Below are 20766 nucleotides of genomic sequence, written 5' to 3'. Positions count from 1 at the left end.
CTCCCCTCGGAACACCAAGCAGGGTCGGCCCCGCGCGACCGTTGCCAAGGTTGCCAAGAGCGGCCCGTGCGCCCGATGCGGACGCAACATGCCACGTGTCGCAGCGACGTGGCCGGAAGGACGGCTCTGCTTCGTCTGCTACTACGAGGCGACCAGGACCTACGGCACGTGCCCCGGATGTCTGCAACACCGCCTCTTGCCTGGCCCGGTCAACGATGAGGGCCGGGCCACCTGCTCAACCTGCGCGCAGATCCCCTACGACTTCCACTGCGAACGCTGCGACAACGAAGGTGCGCATCAGCGCGGTCGTGTGTGCGTCCGCTGCGCCCTCCGCGACGACCTCAACGGACTACTCGGCGGTGTGCCAAGCCACCCCACCTTAGGGGGTCTGGTCGACGCCCTGTGCGCCTCGGACCGACCGGAATCGATCCTCGTTTGGAAACGCTCGACCAAGGTCCAAGAGCTGCTTCGTGGCTTCGGCGACGGCACCATCCCGGTATCGCACAAGGGCATCGACACCGTGCCCGGCAGACAAGCCGAACATCTCCGCGCGCTCATGCAGCACCACCGCCTACTCCCCCAGCGCGACCCCTACCTCCCCCGCTTCGAGCGATGGATCGACGCCAAACTCGACGGACTCCCAGACCAAGTGCGCCAACCCGTTCAGCACTTCGCCACCTGGCACCACCTCAGGCGGATCCGGGCCAAGGCAGAAGCCGGCGCGACCACGCGTGGCCCAGTCCACTCCGCCAAACAGGAGATCACCGAAACGGTGAAGTTCCTGATGTGGCTCCACGAGACCTACCAGCGAACCGCCGCGACCTGCACCCAGCAAGACGTCGACGAGTGGCTGGCCACCGGGCCGACGACGCGCACAGCGATCCGGACCTTCTTCGTTGTCGCGAGGAAGTCCCGCGTCAACACCACGGTGGCCATCCAGCACCGATCGGCCAAGACCAGTCCGTCGCTGAGCCAGGACCAGCGGCTGGCCTGGACCCACGAACTCCTCACCGGGACCAGCGAATCACTCCCCTACCGCGTCGCTGGGATGCTCCTGCTGCTCTACGCGCAGCCGCTGGTCAAGGTCGTCGCGTTTCAGACCGGCATCGTCGACGACGGTGACACGGGCATGAGCATCGTCCTCGGCGCGCACCCGACAGACGTTCCCGAACCGTTCGCGTGGCGCATCCGCGAGCACCTTGCCTCGCGGCCCAATCTCCGTACCGGCGCAGGGACCGTGAGCCCCTGGATGTTTCCCAGCACGCTCGCCGGCCGACACCTGCATCCGAACACCGTTATGGACCGGCTCCGTGACCTCGGCGTCAACCTCCTCGGCGCCCGCAACCGCGCCATCGGCGAACTCGTCCTCGAGTGCCCGCCGTCCCTCGTCGCCGAAGCGCTCGGCTACAGCACCCAGGTTGCGTTTCTCCACGCCGACAAAGCCGCCGAGCCGTGGGCCCGATACGCCGGGCGATCCAACACGTAGCGGTGAGCGTCCCGCAAGTGGATGGGCTACCGCAACAAGTCGATCATGCTCGGTCGTGGACCAGCGCCAGGCGTTGAGCTGCGTCTCGCTATCCAAGTGGTGCGTCGTCGTCTCGGCGATGAGTTCCGCGAGCCCGCGGAGTCTGAACTGTCGGCCGGCGTAACCTCGCCACCGGTGTCCGGGGTCCGCGGACTGCCGCTCACCCCCGACAGACGACTTCCTGCGCTGACGGCGGGATCCGGGAGCTCGGCGTTCGGTCACCCGGGGCCAGATGAAACGGGGCCCGGCGACATGGAATCCGGCGGCCCGGGGTCCTGTGGCGCCGGATACCGCACGGCTGCGGGAAAGCAGCGCAGCAGTGCGGCGAGCCGCGCAGTATCGCCCGCCACCTCGGCGTCTGCCCGCTCGACGGCGTCGTGCAGCGCCGCACCGGCGAACACCAGATCGCGCAGTGTCGCCGCCTCCGGCACGGTCAGCCACGCATCGGGTTCGGCGTGCTCACCGCGTGCCAGCTCGAACCGCCCGCCAGCGACGGTGGCGCGGAACCGGTCGTCCGCGACGTCCAACTGGCAGCGCAGCGACAGCTCACCCGCCAGCGCCGTATCGAAGGTCGCGCGCAGGGCGAACAGCAGCGCGTCGACGCTCAGTTCCGCCGCGCCGTCCTCGGGCAGCGGTGCGCGGCTGCCCCAGTGGGCGAGCGCGCGGAGCACGGGCTCCAGTTCCTGTCCGCGCTCGGTGAGCTCGTACACGGCGGCGGCCGCAGGCGGTCCCAGGCGCCTTCGCCGCACCAGGCCGTCGGCTTCGAGCTCGCGCAACCGCTGCGCGAGGACGTTCTGGCTCATCTGCGGCAGCCCGCGGTGCAGGTCGGAGTAGCGCTTCGGGCCGAAGACCAACTCCCGCACGACGAGCAACGCCCATCGCTCGCCGACCGCGTTCAGCGCTCGCGCGATGCCGCAGGGGTCGTCGAACAGCCGCTTCTTGCTCATACACTCGAGTGTACTTGCAAAACAGGTGTGAATGCTCCTAGCTTAGGAGCATAAGCGCTGTGACCTCCGCCACGGTTCGCAACACCGAGAGAAGGGATCGAACCCCCATGGGAACGCTCGCGATCGAGACCAGGGGTTTGAAGAAGAGCTTCGGCACGACCCACGCGGTCGCCGGTGTGGACCTGGCCGTGAGCGCCGGGGGCGTGTACGGCGTGCTCGGTCCGAACGGGGCGGGCAAGACCACCACGATCCGCATGCTGGCCACGCTTCTGCGCCCCGACGCCGGAGAGGCGCAAGTGCTCGGCTACGACGTCGTGCGTGACGCCCAGGCGGTGCGGACCAGGGTGGGCCTCGCCGGGCAGTTCGCGTCGGTCGACGAGGACCTCACCGGGGTGGAGAACCTGTTGCTGCTCGCCAGACTGCTCGGCTACTCACGCCGCCGAGGCAGGGAGCGGGCGACCGACCTGCTCGACGCGTTCGGTCTTGCCGAGGCGGCCGACCGGCAGGTGAAGAAGTACTCCGGCGGGATGCGCCGGCGCATCGACATCGCGGCGAGCCTGGTCGTCACCCCCGAACTGATCTTCCTCGACGAGCCCACGACCGGCCTCGACCCCCGGAGCAGGAACCAGGTCTGGGAGATCGTCCGCGGCATGGTCGCCGAAGGCACCACCGTGCTGCTGACCACGCAGTACCTCGACGAGGCCGACCAGCTCGCCGACCGGATAGCGGTGATCGACCACGGGAAGGTCATCGCCGAGGGCTCGAGCGGCGAGCTCAAGGCGTCGGTCGGCGCCGGCTCGCTGCACGTACGGCTACGTGCGCCCGAGCAGCGGGCCGGGGCCGAACGGGTCCTCGCCGGCGTCCTCGAGGTGCCGGCCGAGCCGTCCGCTGACCCGGTCGCGCTGTCCGCGCGGATCTCCGACCCCGAGCGGGTCGCCCGTTCCCTGGCCGAGCTGTCCCGCAGCGGCATCGACGTCACCGAGTTCGCGCTCGGTCAGCCGAGCCTGGACGAGGTGTTCCTCGCCCTGACCGGACATCCCGCCGAGGAGACACCCGAGGAGGATGCCGCATGACCGCCACGTCCGCCGAGCAGGCGTCGGCGCCGGTCACCGAGGACGCGCTGCGCAGCGTGCTGCTGGCCGGCGAGCGCCCGTCTCGCCCCGGTCCGGTGCTCACCTCGTTGACATTCGGCTGGCGCGCTTTGCTGAAGATCAAACACGTCCCGGAGCAGCTCGTCGACGTGACCATGTTCCCAATCATGTTCACACTGATGTTCACCTACCTGTTCGGCGGCGCGCTCGCCGGGTCGACACAGGAGTACCTGCAGTTCCTGCTGCCCGGCATTCTGGTGCAGGCGAACGTCATGATCACCATGAACACCGGCATTACGCTGAACACCGACATCCAGAAGGGGGTGTTCGACAGGTTCAGGGCGCTCCCGGTGTGGCGACCGTCGCCGCTGGTCGGCGCCCTGCTCGGCGATGTGATGCGCTACTCGATCGGGTCGGCGATCGTGATCACGCTCGGCCTGGTCCTCGGGTTCCGGCCGGAGGGTGGCGCCGTCGGGGTGGTGCTGTCGGTGGCGCTGCTGCTGGTGTTCTCGTTCTGCCTGTCGTGGCTGTGGACGATGCTCAGCCTGATCCTGCGCACGCCGAACTCGGTGGCGGGGGTCAGCATGATGGTGATGTTCCCGCTGACGTTCGGGAGCAACATCTTCGTGGACCCGAAGACGATGCCCGGGTGGATGCAGGCGGTCGTCGAGGTCAACCCGATCACCCACCTGGCGACCGTGGTACGCGGCCTGATGCACGGCTCGGTGCCCGCCGGGGAAATCGGCTGGGTGCTCGTCTCGTCCGTACTTCTCGTCGCGGTCTTCGGTCCCATCACCATGGTCCTCTACCGCAACAAGAAGTAGATGCCGCTGCCGCGAGCACTTGGTCGAAATCAACTCCGACAACCCGGCCCACTCGGCCAACGCCATCACCGGTACCAAGCCCGGAACTCCCGAAACCGGCCCGAAGTGCAAATGACGGAGGGGGCAGCCCACGTAACTCAATCCTGGTCGACATGCTCCGACGGTGACGACCACGCATCGAGAAATGGAGAGAAGCAGTGAACGAGATGACACTTCGTGTGACGTCCGCCGACGGTACGAGGATCGCCTACGACCGGAAAGGCACTGGCCCGGCGGTGATCCTCGTCGGCGGCACCCTAGACGACGGCGCTGAGAACGCGCCGCTGGCCCGGCTCCTTGCCAACCATTTCACGGTCTACAATTACGCACGACGCGGCCGGGGCGCCAGCGGCAATACACCGCCGTACGCCGTGGCGCGGGAGGTGGAAGACCTCGACGCGCTGATTGCGACAGCCGGCGGCTCAGCTCACGTGTACGGCGCCTCATCTGGCGGCGCCCTCGTGCTGGAGGCAGCATCGGCAGGTTCGGCGATCGACAAGATCGCGGTGTGGGATGTGCCGTACGTGATCGGGGATGACCTGTGGCCGAGGTTCAACCAGTACATCGCGGACACCAACGAGGCATACAAAGCCGGCCGGGACGAGGAGCTCCTGGAACTGTTCATGAGGCTTACCGGCGGACCCGACGCGGACATCGCGGCTGGCAAACAGCACCCGCTCTGGGCCTCGTCCGTCGCGCTCGCCCACACGCTCGTCAAAGACACCGTGATCATGAATGGCTACAAGATCCCCACGAACCGACTTGCCCGCATCACTCAGTCGGTCCTGGTGACCACCGAGGGTCCGACCACCGAGCCCCAGTTCGCAGGCCTCCCGACCGACTTCTTCGACCGCTCCGCGAAAGCGATAACCGCTGCCATCCCTAAGACCGAACGACACACGCTCGACGGGCAGGGACACGTCGTCGACCCCGAACTCATGGCCCGTGTACTGAAGACGTTCTTCAACCAGTAACCCGTCGACTGATCAGGTCGCGACCGTGGGTCGCTTCGGAACGCAGGCCCATCGGCCACGTCAGCATCGGTCGGTGAGCGGCGACTCCTGAGTTCCGGAGTCTCGCCGCGTGTTGGCGCGAACGCGATCTGCAAGCCTGCGATCCCTTCCCCATGACGGGTGCGCCGATGACGCGGACCTTGCCGCGAGCTCGTCAACTGGGCAGCCAGCGCACGGACTCACCCCGGGAAGTCGTCAATGGCGCCAGCAGCGAACTAAGCCTGCGTGCAGAAAGGCGCCTCCCGGGAGATCAGCCGCTCTCGCCCCAGGATCACCCTGACATCGCTGCCGCGCTGGAGGTCGTCGACCTCGAAGAAGGACCGGCGTCCGTGAACGCGGGCGACATGACCTCTTAAGGTTCCGGGGTCATGCGGGACAAGATGGGGACACGACAAGGAGAGACGATGAGCGAGCTGACCACCACGCAGCCGGCTGGCACACCGACCTGGATCGACCTGGGCATCCCGGATCTCGACCGCGCGATGACCTTCTACGGCGCGTTGTTCGGTTGGGAGTTCGATGTGGGACCGGCGGAGTTCGGCCACTACACCCAGTGCTTGCTACGGGGCAGACCCGTCGCGGCCATCAGGCCGAACCCCGATCCCGACGCCACGGACTTCTGGTGGAACGTCTACTTCGCGACGGATGACTGTGACGCCGCGGCCGCCCGAGCGCGGGACGCGGGCGGCTCGATCATCACCGGTCCGATGGACGTGCTGGACCAGGGCCGGACGGCGATCATCAAGGACACCACCGGTGCGCAGTGTGGACTGTGGCAGGCCGGTGCCCACATCGGCTGCGAGATCGTCAACGAGCCGAACGCCCTGCTCCGCAACGACCTGGTCACCGCGGAATCCGGGCCCGCGCGCGACTTCTACGTCGCGGTCTTCGGCTACACGTTGGATGCCAACCCGGACATGCCCGAGCTCGACTTCACGTTCCTGCGCAGACCGGATGGCCACGAGATCGGCGGCATCGCCGGTGACCCAAAGGCCACGAAGTCCCGTTGGGGGACCTTGTTCCAGGTGGACGACGCCGATGCGGCGGCGCGGCGAGCGGTCGACGCGGGTGGGACCTCGGCCGAGCCCTACGACATGATCTACGGGCGGGTCGCGAACATCACGGACCCGTTCGGCACGGAGTTCGATGTCGGTGCGGCGATGACGAGCTGAACCGGCGGTCAGCTGGCCGAGTGGTCGAGCTCGGCAAGACGCGCGTGGATGTCGTCGGTGTGGACCTCCTCGACAAGGTGAGACCGAGGTCGGCCAGGCACCATAGTCAGGGTGGACGTGCCTGCACCGCCCATCGGCATCGCCTGCTTCAATCACACGGGCGATCACCGCCGCGGTCCCGGACTTGGTCGCGTCGTGGACGCTGGTGGGCAACAAGACCGGTGCGACGCGGCTTGGCTTCGCGGTGTTGTTGAAATTCTTCGAGATCGCGGCGCGGTTCCCGAGCGTGGCGGGTGAGGTGCCGCCGTCCGCGGTGGCGTACTTGGCCGAGCACCTGCACGTCACCGCGGACGCATTTCTCGTCGACCGCTTCTACGTCGCCCTCTCGGACGGCGCCCCGCGGCCGTCGCCACGCTCACCGAGCAAGAACAGGAGTGCTTCCCGCCGAAGTGGCGGGAGATCCGGCACCATCTGGGACTCATCCACGGCACGATCAGCTACCTGGTGATCCGTAGCCAGTTTCTCGGTGGCCTTCCCAACGCACAGGAGGGCCTCGCCGAGATCGGGTTCGTAACTACTCACCCCACCTACCAGGGACGCGGGGTGGCGACGGCTCTCATGCAGCACCTGCTGGCTCTGCCCGGCTACGAGGAGTACGTCCTACGGGACATCAAGGACACAAACACGCCTGCCCTCAATCTGTACGCCAAGCTCGGATTCACAGAGTACGAGCGTCGATCCGTCCGCTTCGCACGACGCGCAGGCTTCTCGACCTACGTCTCACTGAGACTCATGCAGACCACCTGACCGAGACATCCGGCTGCCAGCGAGGTTCGGAGAACGACACTGGTAGCAGCAACATGAACTGCGTCCGCTGAGGAACCCCGTGCGGGACGCGCGCAGGTCAGGCCCAGGAGTTGTCGCGGCGGTCCCGTACGACCCGTCCGGATGCGCGTCCCGGTGAGCGGTCCTTGTGCGGCACTCCGGTCCGTCGCGGGGTCAATACGCCGGGTCTTGATACGCAGGCTGTCCACTACTAGTCTGCGTATCTATACCTTGCTCGCGACCACCATGTAGTTCTCGGCCTCAAGATCGAACGTGCTCACGTCCGTCCGGAGTCCGACCCGGTGCAGCTCGACTTCGAGTTCCTCGTACCGGTAGGGCCAGCAGGACAGCAGTTCCGAGCGGACAAGAACCAACCCAGTCGCATCAACTTGCGCGATCGCAATCTCGATGTGGTGCTCCTCCTCCCAATGCCGCGCAATCTCCCAGCGGTAGACCACGACGGCATCGCGACCGTTCCGGCGGACGAGTCGGTCACTGATGTCGAGCCGGGAACCTCTGGCCCTCACGAGTTCCCAAGTGCGGGATGTGAGTACCAAGCGCCCGCCAGGGCGCAGAAGCCGTGACATCGACTCCAGAGCAGCTCCCCTGCCTGTCGCGCCCGCGGCATGGTGAAGCGAGTTGCCAACGCAGAACACCATGTCGAACTTTTCGTCCTCGAAATGGTCGGGCAACTCTTCCCAGTTCGCCCGCAGGGCCCGGACGGATGCCCCGAACTCCTCAGACAACTCTGCAGTCCGACGAACCATCGCTTCGCTGGCGTCGGTTGCGACAACCTGCATGCCACGACCGGCGAGGCCAACCGCCAACTGTCCGGTTCCGCACGAACAGTCGAGGACGTGAGCGTTCGACGGCAGGAGACCGAGGACGTCATCGAACGACGCAGCGAACTCGGCTGGAGGCAACTTTGCATCCGAGATGAGCCATTCGTACACCTCGGCAAGCACGTCATAATCCGTCACAACCAGTCCTCCGTCACGCGGCAGACTCACGGTGGGACGTCAGTCCATCAGCGGAGCAAGCCGGGCACCACTGGTTTTCGCAACGACAACCCGTCCGCGCGTACCGCGGATGGCGCGAGGGGATCGGAAAACTCGTGTCGTCGCAGGCAGCTGACGAATAGGCTCGCGCTCCGTGGAGACTCTCGCCTGGGCTACCGATCCGGCGCTACTGAGGACGCTGGCGGCCGCTGGTCTGCCGGCAACCGGGCGCTTTCTTCCAAAGGCCGGCTGGGTCAGTCGCGTGTGGGTCGGCGACGAATACGTCGTACGACTGAACAACGGACTGTTCCGCGACGCGTATCGCCACGAGGCTTCAGTCGTCAGCCTGCTCGAGGGCAGCGAGGTCCCACACGCCCGACACCTCGCCCACGGCGACGGCCCGGACGGGCCGTGGTACGTCTCCGAACGCCTGCCCGGCCGAACCCTGTACGACGCATGGCCGGCGGCGGACTCGCACACGCGCCAAGCAATGATCGAAAGCCTCGGCTTTGCGTTGCGCGCACTCCACCGCGTACCTGTCCCGGCCGACCTGCTGCCGCCGTGGCTGGCCGATGCGCTCGCCGGCAAGCCGTGGCCTGCGTTCCACCCACCCGTTGTGAGTGCGGCGCTCCAGCAGGTCGAGGCTGCCCGGCGACTGCCCGGTCATGACTCGCGCCTGCTCGCGGACGTCGCCGATTGGATCCAGGAGCGGCTGGCGTTGTTCGCCGCCGACGAACCCGTCCTCGTCCATGGTGATCTCCATGGATCCAACGTGATCGTCGACCGGGGACGCGTCACCGGTGTTATCGACTTCGCGGAGGCGTTGGCTCAGCCGGCGGATGTCGAGCTCGATACCATCCTGCGCTGGTGCGCGAAGGCACGAGAGTACCCACCCACACCAGACGAACAAGGGCTCGACGAGGCCACGCTCAAAGAGGTCCCCGAATGGCTGCACGGCGCGTATCCGGAGCTGTTCGAGCGCGAGCACCTGCGCGAGCGGTTGAACTTCTATGACATGTGCGTGGAGCTCGCGCTCTTCGCACACCACCCCCAGCCTGACATCCGCGAAGCGGCGCAGGACCACATCGTTCGCCTGCTTTCCGGCCATAACCATCTAGATGGACTCGTCTGGTTGTAGCCGACGGTCAAGCCAGTCGAGTGCGATCAGGGCGACCTCGGCTGCCGTCAGATTTCGGGTGTCGAGGCGAAGGTGCCGATTCCGGGTGAGGAATCCGTCGGCCGGGGTCGGCGTGGATCCGGTCGGATCCGTATTCATTTGATGGGCTTCCATGCCACGGACGTTGCCATCGGACCATTCCACATTCCGCTTGCTCGGTTTGGCAGCCAGCCGAGCTTCGCCCGATTGCGCGACAGGCGCGTTCCAAGGTCCGCAGTCAGCTCGAGCACGCATACCTCACCACTGGCCTCCTCGAAAGGCGCGACGAGCTGTTCGACGTAGGCGGTATCAGCCGGGTCCTGCAGATCCCAGACGAATGAGAAGATCAAATTCACCGTGTTGCGTGCAGCTTCTTCGATCACTCGCCGACGGAACTCGAGGTTCAAGACCTTGAATGGCGCGGTGCCGTAGCCGAAGACCTCGATCAGCGGCTCAATGGTGTGATGATTGTGGAACAACCTGAAGTCACTCTGCGCGGCGATCTCTCGGCCCACCGTCATCTTGCCGACGGCCGGTGGTCCAATGATCAGAAGCAGCCTCATGGTCGGCAACAGTCCCAGACCCCCACTCCCACATGCAACTGAGTTCACACCAGAGCCGGCTGGCAGGCATCCAGTCTCGCCTGGATCCATGAACTCCTCGGCGGCACCACTGAGCCACTCCCCTACGACGTAGCCCGGATGATTTCCTTTAGTTCGGTCAGGGTTTTGATTTGGTGGGTGGCTTGTGAGAAGTCGTGTGTTTTTGTGAATTCGTTGTGGACAACGGCGCAGTCGATGTCGGCGGCCACGGCTGAGTTCAGCCCTCTGAGTGAATCCTCAACGACCAGGGTCTCTTCCTTGGCGGCCCCGAAGCGGTGCAAGGCCGTCAGGTATGGTTCTGGGTGCGGCTTGCTGCGTTTGTAGTCTTCGCGGACCAGGACGAACTCCATGAATTGCTGGATTTGGCGCTTTTCATGGATTAGGTCGAAATCTGCACGCTTTGCGGTCGTCACGATGGCCATGCGGACGTGTTTTGACAGGTCGGCGAGGGTGTCGACGACGCCTTCGATCTCGATGGCTTCGGTCCGGAGATACTCCTGGTAGTAGTCGTCACGGACCGCGCGCTGTCGGCTGATAGTGTGTTCGTCGATATCTGCTGCTCTGGCTTGGGCCCAGGTGCCTTGTCCCTGGCTCATGGACCGGAGGTACTGAGTCTTGTCCAAGGTGAAACCAATGTCTGCCAGGGCGCGTTCTCCGGCTTTGTAATACCAGAATTCGGTGTCCACCAGGACGCCGTCATGGTCGAAGAGTACGTACTTCTTCACTCTCTTAATCCTAGAAGCGGTCGAGGCGGAAAGCTGTGAGGGCCGGTTCGGCGGTGGCGTTGACCAGTTCCTGTGCGATCAGGCGGCCGATGGTTGGGGCGAGCGTTATTGCTGCGTGCATCACCGCCACGTACAGGCCGGGGACCTCGGCGACTGGGCCGACGATGGGCTCGCCGTCGGCCGGCATGGGGCGTGCGCCGACCCGGGCGCTGAGCAGTTCGACGTTCTCGGCGCCGCGGAAGGTGGATCGGATGGCGGCCAGCGTCCGTTCCGGGGAATCTGCGGCGGCGATGATCCGGTCCGGGGCGATCTGCCGAAGATCGAAGTCCTGATTGTTGACGACCGTGCGGACCAGACCGGCCGGGGCGCGGAACCGGAAGAGCGTCGCCGGCGACGGGTCGACCGGGACACGGACGCCCAGCGGCGCGGCCAGCGCGGCCGTTGCCACTCCGGCCGCGAGCACCACAGTCGTGCCGGACAGTGACCCTGCGGCGGTGTCGACGCCGGCGACCCGGCCCCCGGCGTCTCGGCGGACAGCGGTGACCGCGACGTTCGGATGTACTTGTGCACCGTGGTCACGGGCGCCGGCGATCAGCCGCTCGGTCACGCCGACCGGGTCGACGGCGCCTTCGCCGGGTGCCCAGAGGGCCCAGTCCGGGGGCTGCAGCAGCTTGGGCTCAAGCGTCGCTGCGGTGGCCGCGTCGACGATCTTTTGCCCAGGCCCGGCTTCCAGCGCGCTCTCCCCCGCGTGCCACGACAGCGAGCCAGACCAGGTCACCGGAAGGCCCGGCAGCTCGACCTCGAGCCGGCGGTACTCGTCCGTCGCCGTCACCCGCACCGCGGCAGAGGGACCGGTGAGCAATCTGGACGCTGCGATCCAGGCGAAGGAGTCCACGGTCACTCCGCAGCCCGGTCGGCCGGCGTCGAGAAGGGTCACGGCAGCGCCCGCCCTTGCGGCGTGATAGGCCACCGAAGCGCCGACGACACCGGCGCCGACCACCACGAGATCATTGCTTGGTGCATGGCTCGACATTGTGACGACGCTACCGTCCACCGAGGTGCAGCCCGAATGTTCTTGAAAGAAGTCCTGCGTCGGTGTCGGATCAGGGCTGACGGGTTCGTTGCAGGGGTGTACGGCGGCTCATGAGAGACCGCCCCAGAGCACAGGAGATGACCGAGATGCAGTATCTGGTTTCCGTGATCGACGATCGGACCGGTTCGGCGACCGATGACGAGATGGCCGATATTCACGCGTTCAACGCCCGGGTGCAGGCCGACGGGCATTGGGTGTTCGCGGGCGGCCTCAGTTCCCCCGGTACGGCGACCGTCATCGACAACCGGGGTGCGGAGGCGATCATCACCGACGGGCCGTTCCTGGAGTCGAAGGAGTACCTGGCCGGGTTCTGGATCTTCGAGGCCCCCGATCTCGACGTCGCGCTGAAGATCGCGAGCGAGGGGTCGAAGGCCTGCAACCGCAGGGTCGAGGTGCGACCGTTCCTGTGAGCGTGACCGACGTCCAAGAGACGATCACCCGGGTCCACCACGAGGAGTGGGCACGGGTCGTTGCCTCCCTCACCAAACGGTTCGGTGATCTCGACATCGCCGAGGAGGCGGCCGCCGAGGCGTTCGCGACCGCCGTCGAGCGGTGGCCGGCCGACGGCGTACCGCCCAACCCCGGCGCCTGGCTGACCACCACCGCCAACCGCAAGGCCATCGACCGGATCCGGCGCGAGAGCAAGCGCGACGACAAGCACAAGGAGGCTCAGATGGTGTACGACGACCCGCCCGAGCCTCTCGGGGTCATCGACGACGAGCGGCTCCGGCTGATCTTCACCTGCTGTCACCCGGCGCTCGCGATGGAGACCCGGGTTGCGCTGACACTGCGCATGGTCGGCGGTCTCACCGTGCCCGAGATCGCCCGCGCCTTCTTCGTGCAGGAAACCGCGATGGGCCAGCGGATCACCCGCGCCAAGGCCAAGATCAAGGCGGCTCGAATCCCCTACCGGGTGCCGTCCGCCGAGGATCTCCCGGCGCGTGTCTCCGGCGTACTCGCCGTCCTCTTCCTGGTCTTCAACGAGGGCTACCTGGCGACCGGGCCCGACACCGATCCGGTTCGCCATGAGTTGACCGCCGAGGCGATCCGGCTGACTCGGCTGATCCGGGCCCTGCTCCCGGACGACGGTGAGGTGGCCGGGCTGCTGGCGTTGATGCTCCTGACCGAGGCGCGCCGTACCGCCCGGGTCTCGGCGAGCGGCGAGTTGGTCTCCCTCGACGAGCAGGACCGTGGAGCCTGGGACGTGGAGCTGATCGCGGAGGGCCATGGGTTGGTGCGCGAGCGCCTGGCCACCGGCGTGGCGCCTGGTCGCTACCAGATTCTCGCAGCGATCAACGCCGTACACACCTCCGCCCGCGACGTCCGCGACACCGACTGGTCGCAGATCGTTGCCCTGTACGACCAACTCGTCCGCATCGACCCCTCGCCGATCGTTGCCCTGAACCGGGCGATCGCGGTCGCCGAGCTGGACGGCCCGGAGTTGGCGTTGACGACAATCGACCGGCTCGGCGATCACCTGGCCGGCTATCACGCCTTCCACGCGACCCGAGCCGAGCTGCTCCGCCGGATGCACCGCAGCCCGGAGTCCCGCGCGGCGTACGACCAGGCGATCGAGCTGGCGGGCAACACCGCCGAGGTCGCTCACCTGACCCGCCGCCGCGACCAGCTGGGGTAGTGCCACTCCCCTGGCTTCGACCTGCGTGGAGAGGCTGTTGATCGGCCTGGCGACCGTCTAGCGTGCCGCTGTGATAGTCGGACGGTACGGCGAGCAGTCGCGGATCAACCGCCTCATGGCCGATGCGAAGGACGGCCGCAGCCGCTCACTGGTGCTGCGCGGTGAGGCCGGGATCGGCAAGACGGCGTTGCTCGACTACGCGGAGAGCGTCGCCGGCGGCATGCGGGTGCTGCGCGTGGTGGGTATCGAGTCCGAGGCCGAGGTGGCCTACGCCGCCCTCCAGCTGATGTTCGTGCGCGATCTCGACCGCTTGGAGGCGCTGCCGGGCGCGCAGGCGGAGGCTCTCCGGGCCGCGTTCGGAGCGAGCAGTGTGCCGGTCGACCGGATGCTCCCGGGCGCGGCGACGCTGTCGTTGCTCTCCGAGATCGCCGGCGACCGGCCGTTGCTGTGCCTGCTCGACGACGCGCAATGGTTCGACCAGTCGTCGATCGACGCTCTGTTGTTCGCCGTACGGCGCCTGCACGCCGACCCGATCGCGACCATCTTCGCCGCCCGCGATGGGGAACGGCCGTTTCCCGCGCCTGGGCTGGAGAGCGTGGCACTCCCCGGGCTGGGCGCGGCCGACGCCGCTCGCCTGGCTGCAGCCGCAGCGACGCTGCCGGGCGACGTCGCCGACCGCATACTCGCGGAGTCCGGTGGCAATCCACTCGCCATCGTCGAGCTGGCAGCCCATGCGACTGAGACATCCGCGGTCCCGGCGCCCGTGGCGCCGTTGCCGGCCGCGGGACGGCTCGAGGAGCACTTCCGTCGGCAGATCCGCGGCCTCGCTGAGCCGACTAGGACGGCCCTGCTGCTGGCCGCGGCCGACCACGGCTCCGCCCTGCCAACCGTCATCGCGGCCGCAGCGGGGCTCGGTGGCGATGCGCGCGACTTCGAGCCGGCCGAGCGGAGCCGACTCGTCCAGGTGAGCGCCGACGGTGTGGTGTTCCGCCATCCGCTGATCCGGTCGGCGGCCTATCAGGAGGCGCCCTTCGCCCGTCGGGTTGCGGCACACCGGGCCCTCGCCGAGGTGCTGACCGATCCACGCGACGCCGACCGGCGCGCCTGGCACGTGGCAGCTGCTGCAGGCGGTCCCGACGACGCGGCCGCAGACGGCTTGGAGCAGGTCGCCCGGAGAGCGACAGGGCGTGGCGCGGCAGCTGCTGCGGTGCGAGCCCTCGACCGCGCGGCCCAGCTGACCAGCGCACCGACCCTTCGCGGCAAGCGGCTGGTTGCTGCCGCGCGGGCGGCGTACGACGCCGGGCAGCTTGACCGGGCCGTCGAGCTGGCGGCCGCAGGCGCTGAGCTGACCGACGCGCCCGGTGAGGTGGCGGAGGCCGGCTGGATCCGCGCGCAGGTGAGCTATGAGCGTACGTCGCCGGCCGAAGCGACTCGCATCGCAGTGGAGGCCGCCGCCCCGGTGCTCGCAACCGAGCCAGACCTTGCTGTCTCGATCTTGACCGAGGCCACCTGGTGCGCACGCGACGCAGCGGACCCCATGCTGCTGCGTCAGTGCGCGGAGCGCCTGCGCTCGGTCCCAGGAGGTCGCACCCCTGTCATCAACGGGATGGTGGGCTTCGCTGACCTGTTGTGTGGCGACGTGGCGGAGGCGGTCGACCGGATGCGCACCGCGGTGCTTGCTGCCCGGGACAGCGAGGGCGGTGAAACGCTGGAGCGATTGAGCGCCGCGTTCCTCGGGTTGCTGATCGGTGAGGACGAAGCTGCTGTGGCGATGCTGGACGCCCAGGTCGCGGTGTTGCGCAGCCGCGGCGAGCTCGGCTGGCTGCCCTACGCCCAGGAGCCCCTGGTACTGGCGCAACTGGTGACGGGCCGGATCCGCGATGCTGACAGCAACGTCGCGGAGGCCATGGCACTGGCTGAGGAGTTGGGCCAGCAGCTCGAGGTCATCGTCCTGTCCGCCATGGCTGCCTGGCTTGCCGCCGCCCGCGGCGACAGCGCCGGCGCCGAGCGACTCGCCGTACAGGTCCTGGATGACTCGCGGCAGCACGGCATGGCGGTTGCGCAGGCGAGCTGGGCACTCGGGTTGGTCGACCTGATGAACGGCGATCCGCGCGGCGCACTCGGGCGACTCGAGGATGCCTGCGAAGGTCCGCCCGGTCGCGACGTCACGGTGCGGGCGATCCCGGACCAGGTCGAGGCCGCGGTGCGGGTCGGCGACACTGACCGCGCCCGTCGGTTCCTGCCCGGGCTCACCGACTGGTCGACGTACACGAAGAGCCCGGTGGCCTCGGCTCTCCTGCTGCGTTGTCAGGCGCTGCTCGACGACGGCGGGTTGGCGGATCGACTGTTCGAGGAATCCGTGGCAACCGAGTGCGGTCCGTACGACGAGGCGCGGACCCGGCTGGTGTACGGCGAGTGGCTCCGTCGGCACCGGCGCCCCAACGCGGCCAAGGAGCAACTGGTCGCGGCGTACGGGACGTTCGACCGGATCGGTGCCCATGGCTGGCTTCCGCGCGTACGTTCTGAGCTGACCGCGCTTGGCGAGGCCGCTCCCGGGGACGCCGAAAGCGCCGGCGGGCTCACCCCGCAGGAGCTGCAGGTGGTGCGTCGCGCCGCCCTGGGGATGAGCAACCGGGAGATCGCCGCCGAACTGTTCCTCAGCCCGCGCACCGTCGGCCACCACCTCTACAAGGCCTACCCGAAACTCGGGGTCAAACGACGGGCCGAGCTCGGGCAGCTCGACCTATGACGACGCCCGAATGCCTTGAAACCCGCGGCCCGGCGCCAGTCGTTCGACAGATGCGGATAGACCGGCCGGATTCCTAGCCTCGAAGGCATGGGAAAGGTCATCGTTCACAACCAGATCACCGTCAACGGCGCCTTCGAGGCGCCCTCGCCCGAGGAGTGGCTGGAGCTCGACGCCGACAGCGGCGACGCCGGTCTCGAGCAGCTGATCCTCGCGGACGCGCTCCTCCTCGGCCGCACGACGTACGAAGGGCTGGCGGCCGTCTGGCCGCACCTCGGTGAGGACCCGTCGATGGGCTACTACGCCGAGCGGGTCAATGGCATGCCGAAGTACGTCGCCTCGCGGACGCTCACCGGGCCGCTGGACTGGAACGCCACGCTCATCGAGGGAGACGTCGTCCAGGCGATCCCCGCGCTCAAGGAGAAGCACAAAGGCAACCTGATCGTCTCCGGCTGCGGGGAGCTGGCGCACACCCTCGCCCAGGAAGGACTCGTCGACGAGTTCTGGTTCTGGATGAACCCGCACCTGTGGCCGTCCGGGCCGCGGATCCTCGACGGGGTCGGCCCGATCCGCCTTCAGCTGGTCTCGCTGACGCCGTACCGGTCCGGAGTCGTCTGGCTGCGCTATCGGCCGGCCGGAGCCTGAAAGGAGACAGTGATGGCAAAGACGATCATGTACGCCGTCGTGTCGGCCGACGGGTACGTCGCGACGCCCGACGGTCAGGTCGGCCCGCTCTTCGACTGGTACGCGCACGGCGACGTGGCCTGGAGGTGGAACGGGACCGAGCTACGCACCAATCAAGCCTCCAGGGACTTCCTTCAGACGGTCTACCCGCAGGAGATCGGCGCCATGGTGGTCGGGCGGTTCGTGTTCGACCAGACCAACGGCTGGGCCGGTCAGGCCGTGGCCGGTGACCGCGTGTTCGTGGTCACCCACGAGGAGCCCAAGAGCTGGGAGTTCATCGACACCGCGCCGTTCACCTTCGTCACCGACGGGGTCGAGTCGGCGATCGCCCAGGCCCGCGAGGTCGCGGGCGACCGGATCGTCGATGTCGCGGCCGGGAACGTCGGTGGCCAGGCCCTGCGGCTCGGCCTGATCGACCAGGTGGTGATGAACGTCGTACCTGTGGTGTTCGGCGCGGGCCGGCCGTTCTTCGGCGGCGCCGACGGCGAGGTCACGCTCGCCGACCCGTCGCTCGTCGCGCAGGGCGAGCGGGTGACCCACCTCCTGTACGACGTACCGCCGATCAGGTAGCGCTACTGGCCGACGCGGCCGTCGACGCATTCTCTGAGGAGGTCGGCGTGACCGCAGTGCCGGGCGTACTCCTCGATGCGGTGGACCATGAGCTCCCGGACTGCGGTGTCGTCCTTGGGCAGGCGCTCACTGAGGTCCGGGTGTTCGGCCAGCGCCGCGTCGGTGGCGGCTTGTTCGCGGGCGAGGTCGGCGTAGGCGGCGTCGACCATCGCCTGGTCGGCGACCGCTTCGTCGAAGTCGGCGTCACGCTTGCCGTACAGCTTGGGCAGCGGCTCGGCCGGGTTGATCCAGGTCCGCCAGTCCCGCTCGACCTCGGCGAGGTGGCGCAGCAGGCCGAGCAGCGACATCGTCGACGGCGGAACCGAGCGACGGGCGAGCTGCTCGGGGTTCAGACCCTCGCATTTCATCAGCAGCGTCAGGCGGTAGCCGTCGAGAAAGTCCAGCAACGTGGCCAGTTCGCCGTCCGGACTCGAGTCGTTGTTGCGCGGGTCCTTGTCGGGGTCCGCCCACATGTCGGGGTAGACGGTTGCCTGGCTCCAGCGTTCGGGTTGCTCGCTCATTCTCCAAATGCTGCTAGGTGAACAACTCCGCTGCCAACTGGATATTTCCCTCTGCTCGGTATCAAAAGCGTGACGCGACCTGGTCGGCGAAGAGCTCCAGTTGCCTGGGTGACTCGCCCAGGGGCCAGAGGTGGACGCGGTGGCAGTTGGCCTGGGCGTAGCGGGACAGGAGGTCGGCGCAGTGACCGGCCGGGCCGACGCAGACGCGGTCGCGGAGCTCGTCGGAGTCGCGCTTCAGCAAGGGTCCGAGCACGTCGTGGAGGACGCGTTCGCGCTCGGACCGGTCCTCGGTGATCCAGGTCCACATCGTCACGAGCGCGTTCGGGAAGCCGGCCAGCTGCTGTTGTGCGGTCGCGAACTGCTCAGGACTGGTGTTGTACGCCGACGCGAGCCAACCATCCGCGAGCCGGGCAACCCGGCGCAGCCCCGCCGGCGAGCCCCAGCTGCCAATCCACACCGGGATTCCACCGTCCCGGACCGGAATTGGCTGCAATTCGCCGTCTGGCAACGCGTAGAAGTTTGTCTCCACAGGCATCGGGCCGCGCCCGACAAGCGCGCGCAGAATTGTCACCGCCTCCTCGAACCGGCTCCATCGGTCCTCGAAAGACACACCAACTGCGTCATAGTCCCGCCGGGACGAACCAGGCCCGACGCCGGCAACGACCCGCCCACCTGACAGCACATCCAGCGCGACCAGCGTCTTTGCCAACGGCACGGGTCCACGCAGGGAGAGCAGTGAGACCGTCGTCGCCAGCGTGAGGTCTCCGGAGCGCTCCAGTACGGCGGCGAGCGCGGTCGGCCCGTCGAGCCACGGTGTCGAGAACAGGAAGTGGTCGTTGGCCGACACGGTCGTGAAGCCAGCCGCGCGGGCCACGTCGACGGTCGCCTGCAGGCCGGCGAGCGACACCCGCTCGGCGCCGAACTCCAGCAACGGAAGATGCGCCCCGAACTCCACACCGCCCTCCCCCAAGGCTCGGCCCACCACCGGTCATCGGTCAGAAAAAGATGCCGCAAAAAGCTGGACGGAATTCACAGCTGGGCTTATCCTGGCGAAATGCAGAATGCGCAAAAGAATACACTCTCATCAATTAACTTATCACCAGAAAATGCGCAGCGCAAGTCGGTGATCGGAGACCGGGAGGTCGGCCGGGTCGGGTTCGGGACGAAGCGGCTGGCCGGGAGCAACGGGCAGGACGCGCAGGAGCAGGCGATCGCGCTGCTGCGGTACGCCGTCGAGCTCGGCGTCAACCACATCGACACCGCCGACTTCTATCCGTCGTACGGCGTTTCCCGCCCACGCGGCCCATCGTCGGCCGGTTCCGGCCCGCACAACGACTTCGTCAGCCTGGGCTGGGCGAACGACGTGGTCCGCCGGGCGCTGGCGCCGTACTCGGACGACCTGGTCGTCGCCACCAAGGTCGGCCCGACGAAGGCCGGCCTGGCGCGACCGGATCAGTTGGCGGAGTTGGTCGAGCGCGACCTGCGCTCGCTGGGGCGGGACGTGCTGGACATCGTCTACCTGCGGCAGCAGGGCCTGGACTCGATCGCCGAGCATTTCGGGGTCCTGGCCGAGCTACGGGACAAGGGCCTGATCCGCCAGTTGGCGCTGTCGAACGTCCGGATGCAGCACATCGAGGAGGCCCGGGCGATCGCTCCGGTGGTCGCTGTGCAGAACAGGTACGGCGTCGGGTTCGGCCGGGTGAACGACGAGGTGCTCGACTTCTGTGGGAAGGAGGGGATGGCGTTCGTCCCGTTCTTCGCGGTCACGGCGGCCGGTCGCGAGGCGGGCGGTGTCTCCGCGGACGACACCGTGCTCGCCATCGCTCGGGACCACGACGCGACACCGGCCCAGATCCGGATCGCGTGGACGCTGACCCGTGGCGACCACGTGCTCGCGATCCCGGGCACCGGCAACCGCGATCACCTGGCCGAGAACGTGGCAGCCGGCGACATCCACCTCTCCCCCGAGCAGGTCGCCGTACTGGATGCGCTCACGGATCAGTCGTAGTAGCGGCGGACGCTCGACCCGATGCGGGTCACGTCGGTGCCGTAGATGTGCAGGGAGATCGCTGTGGTGTCGGTGGTGTTGTGGACGCGGTGGATGTCGCCGGGTGGCGCGAAGCCGCTGACGTCGCCGACGTTGTTGTCGCTCTCACCCAGCAGCCGGAGGTCGGCGTCGAACAGCTCCTCGTGCTCGACTCCTTGGAGTACGCCGAACACGCACCACGTCACGTGGTCGTGGATGCGGGTGATCTGGCCCGGTCGCCAGACCAGGCCGATGATCGAGAACGAGCCGTCGGGTTCGACGTGCAGGGTATGGGTGCGGTAGCTCTCGGGTGAGCCGTCGCGCTGCCCGGCGGTCAGGATGTCGTCGGGGCGCGGCAGGTGCAGGCGGAGCTGGTCGGACACGAGCTCGGCGGTGTCCGACCAGTTCGCGTGCTTGCTGACGGCGGTACGGACGCCGTCGATCAATGCGGTCAGGGGGTGAATCAGTGTGGTTGTCATAGAACGAGCGTGCGCGCGGCCGACCTATAACGTCCAATGCCAATCTTCATGCTCA

At 67.6% G+C, this 20766-nt stretch carries 22 protein-coding genes; 14 read left to right on the top strand and 8 right to left on the bottom strand.

All coding sequences use genetic code 11. From position 1 onward, the window contains the following. The first annotated feature begins 88 nt into the window (after positions 1-88). Complete coding sequence (locus ACIBL3_RS25075; RefSeq protein WP_396355970.1) at positions 89-1486, top strand: hypothetical protein; 1398 nt, start codon at positions 89-91, stop codon at positions 1484-1486. Between the two features lie 257 nt (positions 1487-1743). Here ACIBL3_RS25075 and ACIBL3_RS25070 read toward each other — a convergent pair whose 3' ends face one another. Then, positions 1744-2472, bottom strand: a complete 729-nt coding sequence (locus ACIBL3_RS25070; RefSeq protein WP_396355968.1) for a winged helix-turn-helix transcriptional regulator — start codon at positions 2470-2472, stop codon at positions 1744-1746. A 107-nt stretch (positions 2473-2579) separates the two neighbouring features. Here ACIBL3_RS25070 and ACIBL3_RS25065 point away from each other — a divergent pair, with 107 nt between their 5' ends. The 6 genes from ACIBL3_RS25065 (at position 2580) to ACIBL3_RS25040 (ending at position 7418) form a co-directional block, all read left to right on the top strand. Continuing rightward, on the top strand, positions 2580-3545 hold the full coding sequence (locus tag ACIBL3_RS25065) for an ATP-binding cassette domain-containing protein (RefSeq protein WP_396355967.1): 966 nt from the start codon (positions 2580-2582) through the stop codon (positions 3543-3545). Then, on the top strand, positions 3542-4387 hold the full coding sequence (locus tag ACIBL3_RS25060) for an ABC transporter permease (RefSeq protein WP_396355966.1): 846 nt from the start codon (positions 3542-3544) through the stop codon (positions 4385-4387). Before ACIBL3_RS25065 ends, ACIBL3_RS25060 begins: the two co-directional genes overlap by 4 nt. Before the next feature lie 206 nt (positions 4388-4593). After that, the gene (locus ACIBL3_RS25055) at positions 4594-5400 is read left to right on the top strand and encodes an alpha/beta fold hydrolase (RefSeq protein WP_396356106.1); all 807 of its coding nucleotides are present in this window, start codon (positions 4594-4596) and stop codon (positions 5398-5400) included. A gap of 443 nt (positions 5401-5843) precedes the next feature. Continuing rightward, positions 5844-6611 carry a VOC family protein gene (locus ACIBL3_RS25050; protein WP_132158603.1) on the top strand — a complete coding sequence of 256 codons (768 nt, stop codon included), beginning with the start codon at positions 5844-5846 and terminating at the stop codon, positions 6609-6611. 205 nt (positions 6612-6816) lie between these two features. Next, positions 6817-7119 carry a DUF4158 domain-containing protein gene (locus tag ACIBL3_RS25045; protein WP_396355965.1) on the top strand — a complete coding sequence of 101 codons (303 nt, stop codon included), beginning with the start codon at positions 6817-6819 and terminating at the stop codon, positions 7117-7119. Beyond that, positions 7116-7418 (top strand): GNAT family N-acetyltransferase, encoded by a 303-nt coding sequence (locus ACIBL3_RS25040; protein ID WP_396355964.1) that lies wholly within the window; start codon positions 7116-7118, stop codon positions 7416-7418. The genes ACIBL3_RS25045 and ACIBL3_RS25040 overlap by 4 nt, the downstream gene beginning before the upstream one ends. Before the next feature lie 242 nt (positions 7419-7660). Here ACIBL3_RS25040 and ACIBL3_RS25035 read toward each other — a convergent pair whose 3' ends face one another. Continuing rightward, positions 7661-8416 carry a class I SAM-dependent methyltransferase gene (locus tag ACIBL3_RS25035; protein WP_396355962.1) on the bottom strand — a complete coding sequence of 252 codons (756 nt, stop codon included), beginning with the start codon at positions 8414-8416 and terminating at the stop codon, positions 7661-7663. Positions 8417-8588: 172 nt separating this feature from the next. Here ACIBL3_RS25035 and ACIBL3_RS25030 point away from each other — a divergent pair, with 172 nt between their 5' ends. After that, positions 8589-9572, top strand: coding sequence for a phosphotransferase family protein (locus ACIBL3_RS25030; RefSeq protein WP_396355960.1), 984 nt, complete (start codon positions 8589-8591; stop codon positions 9570-9572). A gap of 134 nt (positions 9573-9706) precedes the next feature. Here the strand turns inward: ACIBL3_RS25030 and ACIBL3_RS25025 are convergent, their stop codons facing one another. The 3 genes from ACIBL3_RS25025 to ACIBL3_RS25015 form a co-directional block, all read right to left on the bottom strand. Further along, positions 9707-10153 carry an AAA family ATPase gene (locus ACIBL3_RS25025; RefSeq protein ID WP_396355959.1) on the bottom strand — a complete coding sequence of 149 codons (447 nt, stop codon included), beginning with the start codon at positions 10151-10153 and terminating at the stop codon, positions 9707-9709. A gap of 122 nt (positions 10154-10275) precedes the next feature. Then, a complete protein-coding gene (locus ACIBL3_RS25020; RefSeq protein WP_396355958.1) occupies positions 10276-10917 on the bottom strand; it encodes an HAD family hydrolase in 642 nt (213 codons plus the stop codon). 10 nt (positions 10918-10927) lie between these two features. After that, positions 10928-11950: an NAD(P)/FAD-dependent oxidoreductase gene (locus tag ACIBL3_RS25015; protein WP_396355957.1), complete on the bottom strand. Its 1023-nt coding sequence runs from the start codon at positions 11948-11950 to the stop codon at positions 10928-10930. Positions 11951-12096: 146 nt separating this feature from the next. Here ACIBL3_RS25015 and ACIBL3_RS25010 point away from each other — a divergent pair, with 146 nt between their 5' ends. The 5 genes from ACIBL3_RS25010 to ACIBL3_RS24990 all read left to right on the top strand — a co-directional run bounded on the left by ACIBL3_RS25010 (position 12097) and on the right by ACIBL3_RS24990 (position 17646). After that, a complete protein-coding gene (locus tag ACIBL3_RS25010) occupies positions 12097-12420 on the top strand; it encodes a YciI family protein (protein ID WP_396356105.1) in 324 nt (107 codons plus the stop codon). Next, positions 12417-13646 carry an RNA polymerase sigma factor gene (locus ACIBL3_RS25005; RefSeq protein ID WP_396355956.1) on the top strand — a complete coding sequence of 410 codons (1230 nt, stop codon included), beginning with the start codon at positions 12417-12419 and terminating at the stop codon, positions 13644-13646. Before ACIBL3_RS25010 ends, ACIBL3_RS25005 begins: the two co-directional genes overlap by 4 nt. Before the next feature lie 70 nt (positions 13647-13716). Continuing rightward, positions 13717-16395 (top strand): AAA family ATPase, encoded by a 2679-nt coding sequence (locus tag ACIBL3_RS25000; RefSeq protein ID WP_396355955.1) that lies wholly within the window; start codon positions 13717-13719, stop codon positions 16393-16395. Positions 16396-16482: 87 nt separating this feature from the next. Next, the gene (locus ACIBL3_RS24995; protein WP_396355954.1) at positions 16483-17037 is read left to right on the top strand and encodes a dihydrofolate reductase family protein; all 555 of its coding nucleotides are present in this window, start codon (positions 16483-16485) and stop codon (positions 17035-17037) included. A gap of 12 nt (positions 17038-17049) precedes the next feature. Continuing rightward, on the top strand, positions 17050-17646 hold the full coding sequence (locus ACIBL3_RS24990) for a dihydrofolate reductase family protein (RefSeq protein WP_396355953.1): 597 nt from the start codon (positions 17050-17052) through the stop codon (positions 17644-17646). Positions 17647-17648: 2 nt separating this feature from the next. Here the strand turns inward: ACIBL3_RS24990 and ACIBL3_RS24985 are convergent, their stop codons facing one another. Continuing rightward, entirely contained in the window at positions 17649-18206 is a 558-nt protein-coding gene (locus ACIBL3_RS24985) for a DinB family protein (RefSeq protein WP_396355952.1), read from the bottom strand. Positions 18207-18267: 61 nt separating this feature from the next. Beyond that, positions 18268-19161: an LLM class flavin-dependent oxidoreductase gene (locus ACIBL3_RS24980; RefSeq protein ID WP_396355951.1), complete on the bottom strand. Its 894-nt coding sequence runs from the start codon at positions 19159-19161 to the stop codon at positions 18268-18270. Positions 19162-19329: 168 nt separating this feature from the next. Between ACIBL3_RS24980 and ACIBL3_RS24975 the strand changes: the two genes are divergently transcribed. Then, entirely contained in the window at positions 19330-20214 is an 885-nt protein-coding gene (locus ACIBL3_RS24975) for an aldo/keto reductase (protein ID WP_396355950.1), read from the top strand. Here ACIBL3_RS24975 and ACIBL3_RS24970 read toward each other — a convergent pair. Then, on the bottom strand, positions 20205-20711 hold the full coding sequence (locus ACIBL3_RS24970) for a hypothetical protein (protein WP_396355949.1): 507 nt from the start codon (positions 20709-20711) through the stop codon (positions 20205-20207). The genes ACIBL3_RS24975 and ACIBL3_RS24970 overlap by 10 nt on opposite strands. Positions 20712-20766: the final 55 nt, after the last annotated feature.

Source organism: Kribbella sp. NPDC050124, assembly GCF_044460355.1.
Taxonomy (GTDB): domain Bacteria; phylum Actinomycetota; class Actinomycetes; order Propionibacteriales; family Kribbellaceae; genus Kribbella.
The sequence above is the reverse complement of the archived record's forward strand: the minus strand, read 5'-3'. Positions and strand labels throughout refer to the sequence as shown.

What these genes read in the sequence shown, in the direction of transcription:
- ACIBL3_RS25055 (WP_396356106.1), top strand. Translation starts at nt 4,594, where the DNA reads ATGACACTTCGTGTGACGTCCGCCGACGGTACGAGGATCGCCTACGAC.
- ACIBL3_RS25010 (WP_396356105.1), top strand. Translation starts at nt 12,097, where the DNA reads ATGCAGTATCTGGTTTCCGTGATCGACGATCGGACCGGTTCGGCGACC.
- ACIBL3_RS25050 (WP_132158603.1), top strand. Translation starts at nt 5,844, where the DNA reads ATGAGCGAGCTGACCACCACGCAGCCGGCTGGCACACCGACCTGGATC.
- ACIBL3_RS25015 (WP_396355957.1), bottom strand. Translation starts at nt 11,950, where the DNA reads ATGTCGAGCCATGCACCAAGCAATGATCTCGTGGTGGTCGGCGCCGGT.
- ACIBL3_RS25075 (WP_396355970.1), top strand. Translation starts at nt 89, where the DNA reads ATGCCACGTGTCGCAGCGACGTGGCCGGAAGGACGGCTCTGCTTCGTC.
- ACIBL3_RS24995 (WP_396355954.1), top strand. Translation starts at nt 16,483, where the DNA reads ATGGGAAAGGTCATCGTTCACAACCAGATCACCGTCAACGGCGCCTTC.
- ACIBL3_RS24985 (WP_396355952.1), bottom strand. Translation starts at nt 18,206, where the DNA reads ATGAGCGAGCAACCCGAACGCTGGAGCCAGGCAACCGTCTACCCCGAC.
- ACIBL3_RS25025 (WP_396355959.1), bottom strand. Translation starts at nt 10,153, where the DNA reads ATGAGGCTGCTTCTGATCATTGGACCACCGGCCGTCGGCAAGATGACG.
- ACIBL3_RS25070 (WP_396355968.1), bottom strand. Translation starts at nt 2,472, where the DNA reads ATGAGCAAGAAGCGGCTGTTCGACGACCCCTGCGGCATCGCGCGAGCG.
- ACIBL3_RS24990 (WP_396355953.1), top strand. Translation starts at nt 17,050, where the DNA reads ATGGCAAAGACGATCATGTACGCCGTCGTGTCGGCCGACGGGTACGTC.
- ACIBL3_RS24970 (WP_396355949.1), bottom strand. Translation starts at nt 20,711, where the DNA reads ATGACAACCACACTGATTCACCCCCTGACCGCATTGATCGACGGCGTC.
- ACIBL3_RS25065 (WP_396355967.1), top strand. Translation starts at nt 2,580, where the DNA reads ATGGGAACGCTCGCGATCGAGACCAGGGGTTTGAAGAAGAGCTTCGGC.
- ACIBL3_RS25060 (WP_396355966.1), top strand. Translation starts at nt 3,542, where the DNA reads ATGACCGCCACGTCCGCCGAGCAGGCGTCGGCGCCGGTCACCGAGGAC.